The sequence below is a fragment of the Phaeovulum sp. genome, from assembly GCF_030684035.1.
Lineage (GTDB): Bacteria > Pseudomonadota > Alphaproteobacteria > Rhodobacterales > Rhodobacteraceae > UBA6213.
The window spans coordinates 46,932-57,732 of sequence record NZ_JAUXPI010000041.1 but is presented as its reverse complement, the minus strand read 5'-3'; the positions used below and the strand labels follow the sequence as shown (position 1 = coordinate 57,732).

The 10,801-nt window shown below is 68.2% G+C and carries 9 protein-coding genes; 3 read left to right on the top strand and 6 right to left on the bottom strand.

What is annotated here, in order from left to right; genetic code table 11:
- Positions 1-89 precede the first annotated feature (89 nt).
- The 3 genes from prfA to Q8J98_RS09360 all read left to right on the top strand — a co-directional run bounded on the left by prfA (position 90) and on the right by Q8J98_RS09360 (position 3,057).
- Entirely contained in the window at positions 90-1,145 is a 1,056-nt protein-coding gene (prfA, locus tag Q8J98_RS09370) for a peptide chain release factor 1 (protein WP_305294101.1), read from the top strand.
- Positions 1,142-2,011, top strand: a complete 870-nt coding sequence (gene prmC / locus Q8J98_RS09365) for a peptide chain release factor N(5)-glutamine methyltransferase (RefSeq protein ID WP_305294098.1) — start codon at positions 1,142-1,144, stop codon at positions 2,009-2,011. The genes prfA and prmC overlap by 4 nt, the downstream gene beginning before the upstream one ends.
- Positions 2,012-2,250: 239 nt before the next feature.
- The gene (locus Q8J98_RS09360) at positions 2,251-3,057 is read left to right on the top strand and encodes a DUF4167 domain-containing protein (RefSeq protein ID WP_305294097.1); all 807 of its coding nucleotides are present in this window, start codon (positions 2,251-2,253) and stop codon (positions 3,055-3,057) included.
- Between the two features lie 43 nt (positions 3,058-3,100).
- On the opposite strand, the gene rsmA is transcribed toward Q8J98_RS09360, so the two are convergent.
- From rsmA to lptF, 6 genes are all read right to left on the bottom strand, one after another.
- Complete coding sequence (rsmA, locus tag Q8J98_RS09355) at positions 3,101-3,940, bottom strand: 16S rRNA (adenine(1518)-N(6)/adenine(1519)-N(6))-dimethyltransferase RsmA (RefSeq protein WP_305294096.1); 840 nt, start codon at positions 3,938-3,940, stop codon at positions 3,101-3,103.
- On the bottom strand, positions 3,937-4,938 hold the full coding sequence (gene pdxA, locus Q8J98_RS09350) for a 4-hydroxythreonine-4-phosphate dehydrogenase PdxA (protein WP_305294095.1): 1,002 nt from the start codon (positions 4,936-4,938) through the stop codon (positions 3,937-3,939). The genes rsmA and pdxA overlap by 4 nt, the downstream gene beginning before the upstream one ends.
- Positions 4,935-6,155: a peptidylprolyl isomerase gene (locus Q8J98_RS09345; protein WP_305294094.1), complete on the bottom strand. Its 1,221-nt coding sequence runs from the start codon at positions 6,153-6,155 to the stop codon at positions 4,935-4,937. The genes pdxA and Q8J98_RS09345 overlap by 4 nt, the downstream gene beginning before the upstream one ends.
- A gap of 63 nt (positions 6,156-6,218) precedes the next feature.
- On the bottom strand, positions 6,219-8,423 hold the full coding sequence (locus Q8J98_RS09340) for an LPS-assembly protein LptD (protein WP_305294093.1): 2,205 nt from the start codon (positions 8,421-8,423) through the stop codon (positions 6,219-6,221).
- Complete coding sequence (gene lptG / locus Q8J98_RS09335) at positions 8,423-9,544, bottom strand: LPS export ABC transporter permease LptG (protein WP_305294092.1); 1,122 nt, start codon at positions 9,542-9,544, stop codon at positions 8,423-8,425. The genes Q8J98_RS09340 and lptG overlap by 1 nt, the downstream gene beginning before the upstream one ends.
- Positions 9,541-10,683 (bottom strand): LPS export ABC transporter permease LptF, encoded by a 1,143-nt coding sequence (lptF, locus tag Q8J98_RS09330; protein WP_305294091.1) that lies wholly within the window; start codon positions 10,681-10,683, stop codon positions 9,541-9,543. The genes lptG and lptF overlap by 4 nt, the downstream gene beginning before the upstream one ends.
- Positions 10,684-10,801: the final 118 nt, after the last annotated feature.

Sequence of the window (10,801 nt, the reverse complement as noted above, 5' to 3'; positions counted from 1 at the left end):
CCCCCACCAGCCCCCGGGGGGGGGGGGGCGGCCCCGCCCCCCCCCTTGCCCCCCTTGACCCAGACCCCGCTTCGCGCGACACCCGCGCCATGCTGCCGCTGGAAAAACTCGACCAGATCACCCGCCGCTTCGAGTTTCTCGAAGCGCGGCTTTCCGCTGGCGCGCCGCCCGGCGAGATCGCCACGCTCAGCCGCGAATATTCCGAACTGAAGCCCGTGGTCGCCGAAATCGCTGCCTGGAACCACGCCCGCGCCGAGGTTGAAGCGGCCGAGGCGATGCTTGCCGACCCCGAAATGCGCGGCCTTGCCGAAGAAGAACTGGCGCGCCTCAAGGCCGACCTGCCGGACCGCGAACAGCGGCTGCGGCTGGCACTGCTGCCGCGCGACGCCGCCGACGCGCGCCCCGCAATCCTCGAGATCCGCCCCGGCACCGGCGGTGAGGAAGCCGCGCTTTTTGCCGCCGACCTCCTGCGCATGTACCAGCGCCACGCCGAAGCCCAGGGCTGGCGGTTCCAGCTTCTCGATCTGGCCGAGACCGAGCTTGGCGGCGTGCGCGAGGCGGTGGCGCGGATCGAGGGCGAAGGGGTCTTCGCGCGCCTGAAATACGAATCCGGCGTGCACCGCGTCCAACGCGTGCCCGAGACCGAGGCGAGCGGCCGCATCCATACCTCGGCCGCCACCGTTGCCGTGCTGCCCGTGGCCGAAGAGGTGGAGATCGATATCCCCGCCGCCGATATCCGCATCGACACCATGCGCGCCTCCGGCGCGGGCGGCCAGCATGTGAACACCACCGATTCGGCGGTGCGCATCACCCATCTGCCAACCGGCATCATCGTGACCAGCGCCGAGAAGAGCCAGCACCAGAACCGGGCGAACTGCATGGCGGTGCTGCGCGCCCGGCTTTACGATCTTGAGCGCGGTCGGGTTGATGCCAGCCGTGCCGCCGACCGGCGATCGCAGGTCGGCAGTGGCGACCGCTCCGAGCGGATCCGCACCTACAATTTTCCGCAAGGCCGCATGACCGACCACCGGATCAACCTGACCCTCTATTCGCTGGCGCAGATCATGGGCGGCGACCTCGGCGAGGTGATCGACGCGCTGACAGCCCACGATCAGGCCGCAAAACTGGCCGAGATGGAAGCATGAGGCGCGCCAGCGGTGGCGCGACCCCGCCGATGGCATCTGCCGCCGAAGCCTTGCGCGCCGCACTGCCCCGGTTGCGCGCGGCGGGTATTGCAGACCCCGCCCGCGATGCCCGCCGCCTGCTTGCCCATGCCATGGCGATTGCCCCTGATCGCCTGACCCTTGAGCTGCCGCGCCCGCTTTCGGCTGCCGAGGCCGCCGCCTTCGAGGCGGCACTGGCCGCGCGTGGGCAGCGCCAGCCGGTCAGCCAGATCACTGGCAGCCGCGCCTTCTGGGGCCGCAGCTTTCGGGTTACCCGCGACACGCTCGATCCGCGCCCGGAAACCGAAACCCTGGTGGCCGAGGCGCTTTCGGCACCCTTCGTGCGGCTCCTTGACCTTGGCACCGGCACCGGCTGCGTTCTGCTTTCCTGCCTCGCCGAGCGGCCACATGCGACCGGTGTCGGCATTGACGCCTCGGCCGCGGCGCTTGCGGTGGCGCGCGAAAATGCGGCGCGTCTGGGCCTGAGCGACCGCGCCGATTTGCGCCTCGGCGACTGGTTTGCCGGTCTGGAAGGGCGGTTTGACCTGATCGTTTCGAACCCGCCCTATATCGCCGCGGCGGAACTGCCCGCACTTGCCCCCGAGGTGCGCGACTGGGAACCGATGCCGGCGCTCAGCCCCGGCGGCGATGGGCTTGCGGCCTACCGCGCGATTGCCGCGGGGGTGCAGGCGCATCTTGCCCCCGGCGGGCGGCTCTTGCTGGAAATCGGGGCGACGCAGGCCAACGCCGTGCTGGCGCTGCTTGCCGCAGCGGGGTTTTCCGATATGCGGGTGCTGCCCGACCTTGACGGGCGCGACCGCGTCGTTGCAGTCCGCAACCCGTGCTGATGCCGGTGCATTTGCGCACCATTTGCCGCGCATCGGCGCTTTGCCGCAGATTTCGCGGCAGTTTGTGCTTGTCAGCCCGGCCCATGCATGGTTAGTGGCGTCTCGTCGGGTCACGCTACGGCTTGCCCGGGCGAGATCAGCTTTCCACGTCAGGTCCAACTGCTTCCCGGCGCTGTATTTGCGCCAGCACAGGACCCGCAAAGGCCACGGCCTTCAGGGCATGAAACACACGTAGGCTCATGAGATCATCCAAATCCCGTTCGCGTTCCAAATCGAACCGCCAGCGCACGATCGGCAACATCATCAACCGGGTCTTCGACAGTTCGGGACCCGAGGGCAAGGTGCGCGGCACGCCGCAGCAGATCATCGAGAAATACCTGATGCTGGCGCGTGATGCCCAGCTTTCCAACGACCGCGTCGCCGAGCAGAGCTTTTTGCAGCACGCCGAGCACTACACCCGCCTCTTGGGCGAGGCGCAGCGCGAAATGGCGCGCGAGCAGGAACAGCGGCAAGGCCAGCAAGGCCCACAGGGTCAGGGTGGCTACGGCGGCAACGGCAACAATGGCAACGGCAACGGTTATTCGCAGGGGCGCGACCGCGCTGAAATGCAGCCGGATGCTGGCGAACAGCCCGACCTGCCGCCGCTGATCGACATGGGGTATGAGGATGCCTCCGGCCTTGTCGAAACGCCCGAGGCACGCGGCCCCCGCCCGGATCGTGGCGACCGGGGCGACCGGCCCGAGCGCAGCGACCGAGGCGACCGGCCCGAGCGCAGCGACCGGGGCCCGAGGGTCGAGCGCGCACCGCGCGGCGAACGCCCGGAACCCCGACCGCAGGCCGAACCCCGACCGCAGGCCGAAGCCAGCCCCAGGCCCGAGGTCAGGCCGCAGGCCGAAGCGGCTTCGCAATCTGGCGGCGATGCAGCCACGGAAAAATCGAGCCGCCCAAGCTCGCGCAACCGTGGCCCACGCAAGCCGCGCCCGCAGACCGAGGCGGGCGAGGCCGCGCCGCAACCCGTGACGGCACCCGACGTCGCACCGGAATAGCCGATCCGCATCGCGCGCCGGTCACCTCCGCACCCCTGCGGCGTCAGGTTTTCAGCAACCGCGCCAGCGCGCAAAACTGCTCCAGCCCGATCTCTTCCGCCCGCGCGGTGGGTGCAATCCCCGCCGCAACCAGAACGGATTCGATGTCGGGGGCAATGCCGCGCAAGGCCGAGCGCAGCATCTTGCGGCGCTGGTTGAAGGCGGCGGCCACCACGCGGTTCAGCACCGCCGGGTCGGCGGCAAAGCGGGGTGCCGCAAGCGCGGTCAGATGCACCACAGCCGAATGCACCTTGGGCGGCGGGGTAAAGGCCTCCGGCGGCAGGCTCAGCACGATCCGCGCATCAGAGCGCCATTGCGCCAGAAGCGCCAGCCGCCCATAGGCCTCGCTACCCGGCTTTGCCACGATCCGCTCGGCCACTTCGCGCTGGAACATCAGCGTCAGGCTTTGCCAAACCGGCGGCCAGACCGGCGGCGTGAGCCAACGCACCAGCAGTTCGGTGCCGACATTGTAGGGCAGGTTGGCGACGATGCGGATCGGCGGATTGAGATACGCCAGCGGGTCGATAGCCAGCGCATCGGCGTGAAGCACCTCCAGCCTGCCGGGGTAGGCGGCGGCAATTTCGGCAAGCGCGGGCAGGCAGCGCGGGTCTTTTTCGACCGCCAGCACCCGCCGCGCGCCCATTGCCAGCAGCCCCCGCGTCAGGCCGCCAGGGCCGGGGCCGACCTCCAGCACGTCCACCCCGGCAAGATCGCCTGCAAGCCGCGCGATTCTGGCGGTCAGATTGAGATCGAGAATGAAATTCTGCCCCAGCGCCTTTCTTGCGCTGAGCTCATGGCGCGCGATCACCTCGCGCAGCGGCGGCAGGCTGTCGATGGCGCTCATCCGCGGGCGGCCCCGCGCCGGGCGGCACCAAGGCGCGCCGCCATTTCAAGCGCGGCAATCATGCTCGACGCATCGGCAATGCCCTGGCCCGCAATATCGAAGGCGGTGCCGTGGTCAGGCGAGGTGCGCACGAACGGCAGGCCGAGCGTCAGGTTGACGCCACCTGCGAAATCGAGCGTCTTGATCGGGATCAGCGCCTGATCGTGATAGGCGCAGATCACCGCATCATAGCGCGCGCGGGCAGCAGGGTGAAACAGCGTATCGGCGGGGTGCGGGCCGCTGAGGGTGAAGCCTTCGGCGCGCAGCGCCGCAACCAGCGGTGCGATCCAGCGGGTTTCCTCGTCGCCCATCGCCCCCGCTTCGCCCGCATGCGGGTTGAGCCCGGCGACCGCAATGCGGGGCAGGGCAATGCCGAAATCGCGGCGCAGGGCCGCGTCGGTCAGCGCGACGGTCTGGCGCAAGAGCGCGGGTGTATAGGCCTTCGGCACCTCGCGAAGTGCTATGTGGATAGTGGCGGGAACCACCCGCAGCGGCGGGGCAAGTGCTTCCGAGGCAAGCATCATCGCCACCGGCACGCCACCGGCAAGATGCGCGAGGTATTCGGTATGGCCCGGAAAGGCAAACCCCGCGCCCGCGTGAAGCGCGCCCTTGTGGATCGGCGCGGTGCAAAGTGCTGCGGCCTCGCCCGCCTGCACCAGCGCCACCGCGCGGGCGATCACCGCAATCACCTCGGCCGCATTGGCAGGCGCAGGCTGGCCGGGCGTGGCAGGGGCCGGAAAGCCGTGCAGCAGCACCGGCAGCGCTTCGGCTGCCACATCGGCGGCTTCGCTCGGGTGTGTTATGTGTTTATACGCGGTGCCCGCAGGCAGGTGCGCCGGGTCGCCCAGCCAGACAAAGGGAAGCCGCGCCCGCAGCCACGCCCAGGCCTTTGCCGCGACCTCGGGGCCAATGCCCGCAGGCTCGCCGCAACTGACGATCACCGGCTGGCGGTCGGTCATGGCCTGCGGATGATCGCCGCCGCAAGCAGGTCGGCAAGATAGCCCTCGGCATAGGCCGCAAGCCGCGCGTTGATCAGCGCGTTGGCCACTTCGCGGCGGGTGGGTGCGGCGGTGCCCGCAGGCAGAACCCGTTCGCGGTTGCACAGCATCAGAACCACCAGGTTGCCATCGCGGGTGAGGTTGGTCGAAATCTCGCCGGTATCAAGCCGCGCCAGCTCGCGCGCCAGCTCTGCGGGAATCGCACCCTGCGGACGGGTTTCACGCAGGAGCCGGGCTTCCGGCAGGCCCTTGGCCACGCCATAAAGATCGCCGCAACGGTTGACCTTGGCGCGCACGCGCGCGGCCTCGGCCAGCGCCTCGGCGCTCTGGCCGCCGGGGATCAGGAACTGCGCGTAGTCGATCGCTTGCGGCAGCGTCGCGACATGACCGTTTTCATCGATTGCCCGCAGCAGGAACACCGCGACCGCGCCTTGCAGCGTGACCGGCTGCGAAACCTCGCCGGGTGCCAGTGGCTCCAGCACCGCGCGCAAGGGCGCGGGCAGGGTGTCGAGCGCCATCCATTCGAGCCGCCCGCCCTCGGTGCGCGACCCGGCGGCCGAGACCGAACGCGCGGCTTCGGCAAAAGCCGCCTCGCCATGCAGGGCCGAAACCTGCGCGGCAATGGCCATCGCCTGCGGTTCCTGCCCGGGCGGTGCCGGAATGACGATTTCGGAGAAAAGTACCCGGGTGCCGCGCCCACGGTCGGACAGGGGCGACAGCGCATGGTCGATCTCGGCCTCGGAAACCGAGACCCGCCCGGCAAAACGCGCCCGCACCAGTTCGCGCCATGTTGCACCGGCTTCAACAAAATCGCGCAGGGTTTGCGGCTCGATCTCGGCGTTGGCAAGCTCGACCAGAAGCTGGTCGGCGGTCATGTCGGCGCGGCTGGCAAATTCTTCCATAGCCAGCTTTACCTGTTCGCGGCTGAGCACCATTCCCGCAGCGCGCGCGGCTTGCATTTGCACGCGTTCCGCGATCAGCACTTTTTCGGCTTCTTCATCAAGGTTGCCGGGGGCGTGCAGCAGAGCCAGAAACCGCTTGCGCTGTTCGATCTCGAAACCGGTGACGCCAAGGTCATTGACCAGAACCACCGGGCGGAAGGGGTTGCCCTGTGCCGCTGCCGGAACTGCGGGCGCGATCAGCGCCAGAAGGGTGAAGAGCCAGAAGAATACGCGCATTGTCAGGTCCGTCCGCTTTGCCAACCCCCGTATCACCCCGGGCAGCCCCGGCGCAACTGCGCATCAGCGCATGCAACTCCGCCGCTGGCCGCCGCTGCTGCCACCAAAACCTGCCAGTTCAAGCGACAGGCCGATAACGGTTTGCGGGGTCACACTAGTCGAGGACGTGAAACGACGCGAGAGGGAAAGATCGACCAGCACGCATTCGTTCACGAAGCTCAGCCCGAGGTTCGCCTCGGCGGCGCGTTCGGCGACGAAATCGTAGCGCGCGCCAAGGCTGCCCCGCCAGCCGCTGTCGAACGTCCAGCCGGTGTCGAACTGCAATTCCTTGGTGGCCAGCGGTCGCCCTTCGGCGGGGGCGGGCTGCATCCAGATATACCCCGCTTCCAGTGTCATTTTCTGCCGCACCATGGTCAGGCGTAACTCGTCGCGGGTGAAGGAAAACGCATCGTCAAAAAGCGCGCGGTTGGTCAGCCCGATGCCGCCCGGCGTTTGCAGATGCGTGGCCAACAGCCAATCCGACCGGACCCCCGACAGGCCGCTGCCAATGCCGAACTGGCCGAAATCCTCGGCACGCAGAACCCGCCCGGCCAGCACCCCCGCTGACCATCCTGCTGCATCATGGCGGGTCCAGCCGATGCCGAGATTGGCGCGCAAGCCCGCCTCGCGCGCGTCCTCGCCGGGAAAGCGCGAGAGCGAGAAAAGGTTACCCTCGTCGAATTCCACCAGCACGCTGTCTTCGTTCGGCGCTGCAGGCAGATCGCTGCGGCTCCAGATCAATTGCGCAACCGGTTCGATCACTTCGGTGGCGGTGCCGCGGCTGCGCACCCAGGGCCAGCGCAACTCCACCGCAACCGCCGGGCGCAGCGCAAGAATTTCCGAATCGTAGGCGGCATCGTCGCCGACTGAATGCAGATCGGCACCCAAGGCCGCAACGCCGCTCAGTTGCACCCCGCCCGGCAGCAGCCAGTTGCGCCGCCACTCCGCCGCGAGCGTGGCGCGCAACGCATCGCGCCCGTCGGAAACGAGGTCGTCATCTTCCGGCCCGTCGAACGCGGCTTCCGAGGGGCGGCGGTAGCCGCCAAGCCCGGCCTGCACCACCAACTCGCCGCCGAGCAGGCGCGGGTGCAGCACCTCGGTCCAGCTGAACGTGCCTGCCAGCATCGGTTGTGTTGCATTGCTTTCGCTGTCGCGCAGGCTGTTGGTATTGCCAAGCCGTGCCCAGATCATCTGGTCGGGCCGGATCCGCTGCAATGTTGCGCCGCTCCAGAGCCGGTCGGCCCCGGAAATGCCATAGTCGAGCAGATAGCCGCGGTCGGTGACGGTGCGCAGGTCGAGATCGAGCGCGAAGCCCCGCGGCAAGGCGAAGCCCGCATCGACAAAGACATAGCCGCGGGTTTCGCCGGGCAAAATGTCATCGCGCGACACTGCGGCATCAATCTGCATCTGACCCATGGGAAATGCCTGCCGGTAGCGCAGCTCAAGCGTGGTGGTGCGCTCTGCCGAGATGTAAGGCGTCAGGGTCAGGTCGCGGGCGTCGCCAAGGGTCCAGAAATACGGCAACTTGATGCCGGTGCCGAGCGCCGAGGTGGTGCGCAGGCGCGGCTGCAACAGGCCGCTGCGGCGCTCGACGCCGGGGTCGGGGGCGCGCAGCCGCGGAATATAGGCCAGCGGCACGCCAAAAGCGCGAAACTGGGCACCCTCGTAAACGATTTCTCTCTCGACCGAATCGTGGGTCACCCGGCGTGCCCGGATTTCCCAAAGCGGCGTCGGGTTGAGCACACAGATCTGGCACGACGAGGCGACGACCTCTTCAAGCGTCGTGTAGCGCCCGTCGCTGCGGCGGATGGTGTTGGCGGCAAGCTGCAATTCCTGCGCCAGCACCATGCGCGCGCCGCGGAGCACGCCATCGCGCAGATCCGCCGCAAGATCGCCGCTGTCGGCCAGAATCACCGCCTCGGTGGCACCCGGAGCGGTCAGCCGCAGCGGCCCTTCGATCAGGAGCCTGTCGGTGGCCGCGTCATAGGCGATGCGCGAGGCGCTGAGTCGGGCACCGTTGTAGAACACTTCAACCGAGCCTTCGGCGATCAGCACCGAGGAGTTGGCCATATGGATGCGGTCGGCAAGCAGGGTCGCGGCGGTTGCGGCGGTGCTCTGCGCCTCGGCTTGCGGGGCCGATACCGGGGCAAGCGCCAGTGCCAGCGCCAGCGACAGCAGCAGCGCGCGCGCCGCCGCAGTTCCGCCCCGGCCTGGCCGCGCCGCTGCCATCAGCCATCCTCCAGATGCAGGATCAGCGTCAGCGCCGCCATCAGCACCACCAGCGGCGGGGCCCAGGCGGCCAGGGTCACTGGGATCAGGCTGTTTTCGCCCATTGCCTGCGCCAGATTGCGCAGCAAAAGCGCCGCGACACCGGCCCCAAAGGCCATCAGCGCCATGGTTCCGGTGCCGCCGCGGCGGGCGTGGCGCATGGTAAAGGCAGCGGCGATCAGCACCATCGCCGCAAGCAACAGCGGCTGCGACAGCTCCATTTCAAACCAGACGGCGTGGCGGCGAGAGGAAAACCCCGCCCGCTCCAGCGCTGCGATGAATTCAGGCAGATCCCAGATCGAAACTTCGGCGGGTGCGCCGAAACTGTCACGAATGCGGTCTGCCGTAAGATCCGACGGCACCCGCAGGCTTTGGTGCAGCACTGCCTCGGTCTCGGGGTTGGCGCTCGCCGCCAGCGGCCATTCCTTGACCCCGGTCATCACCCAGGCCCCGGGAACAAGCTGCGCCTTCTCTGCCTTCAGATAGCGGAACGGGCCGAGATCGAAAGAGAATTCCATCAGCGTCACGTCATAAAGCTCGGTCGCATCCGAATTGGCGCGTTCGGCATGGATCACCGACTGGTGGCGCGCAATTTCGCTGCCTTCCGATGCCGAGCCGCTCTGGCGCAACCAGACCCCTTCGCGGCCGATCGACACCGCCTGACCGCCGCCGCGCAGCAACCGGTCCGACAGCGCGTCAAAGCGCTTTGCGGTGGCGGCGGTGATCGGGTTCAGCGCCGCCACCGCAAGCATGCCCAGAAGCAAGGCAACCACCGCAGGGGCCAGTGCCATGCGCAGCGCCGATCGGCCTGCGGCGCGCGCCACCACAAGCTCTGAACTGCGGGCCAGCCCAAGGAACATCGCCGCCCCCGCCAGCACCGTTACCAGCGGCAGGATCAGCCCAAGACCACCCGGCACGTTCAGCGCCGCCAGCCATGCGATCTGGCCAAAGCTCGCCTCGGTGCCGCCGAAATCGCGGATCTGTTCGATGATATCGACCAGAAACAGCACGGCGCAGAAGGACGCCGTCACCAAGAAGAAGGAACGCAGGAACCGCCGGGCGAAATAGAGCGTGAGGGTCATGCCGCAGCCCCCCCGGCGGCGCTGCCCGCGCGCCGGTTTGCGCGGCCCGGCGCGCGCCTGTGCCGCCGTGCCAGCCACAGCATCGCCACCGCAGCCAGCGCCCCGCCCAGAAGCGGCAGCCAGATCAGCGGCCAGAGGCCGGGCGCGCGCTGCGCCACGGTATCGGCAAAATTGACCAGCGATTGCAGCACTAAAAGCAGCACCACCGCCAGCACGATCTGCCGCCAGATGCCAAGCCGGCTGAAGCCGCCAAGCAGCAGCGCCGCGAAGCCAATCAGCGCCGCCACCGGGGCATGCAGCGGTGCCGCAAAGCGCCGCGCCAGCTCGCGCGAGACCGCGCCGGGGGTGTCGCCGCCGCGCGCCGAGCTGCCGTTGCGCAAAAGCTGCGCGGTGGTCATTTCGCCAAGCCCGGGGGTGCGCCCGCCGCCCGCCGCCATCAGTGCCCCGAGGTCATAGGTGAAATCGGCAAACCGGGTGACCGACAGCCGACCGTCCGAGGCGCGCAGGCTTTGCGCGCGGCCCTCGATCATCACCAGCTTCGGCCCTGCCTCACCGCGCACGATCACCGCCTTGCTGGCGAGGAACACGGTTGCGTTGCTGCTGCGGCTGTCGGCGAGGTAAATATCCAGAAGCTCGCCACGCGGCGAAATTTCGCGGATGAAAAAGGTCACCCCGGGGGCGGGATGCTGAAACTTGCCTTCGGTCACAAAGCGTGCTGCTACGTTTTCGGCGATCTCGGCGCGCCGCTCCAGCGTGCGCGCCCGCGCCATCGGCACCAGCAGATGCACGAGTATCGCCATCATGAGCGCAACGATCACCCCGAACACCAGAACCGGGCGCGCCAGCCGCCAGGGCGAGGTGCCGGTTGCCTGGATCACCACCAACTCGCTTTCACCGATCAGCCGGTTGAGCACATAGACGGCGGCGGCAAAGGCCGAAAGCGGCAACAGCAGCACGATCACCATAGGCAGCGCAAGCGAGGTCAGCTCCAGCACAACGCGCGCCGACTGGCCATCGGAAATCAACTGGTTGAACATCCGCACCGCCTGGTTCAGCCAATATATGGCCACCAGCACCAGGGCAAAGAAGCCGAAGAGCGCCATCAGCTGTGCCAGCAGGTATCGGTCCAGTCTGGACAAGGTTGCGCATCTCCCTGGACGTTTCCCAAGTCTTAGCCCCATCGGACGCTGCGGAAAAGCCCGGGCTGCGCTGGCTTTTCATTTTCGCGTCACCTCGCTAGGCTCCGCGACAGATTTG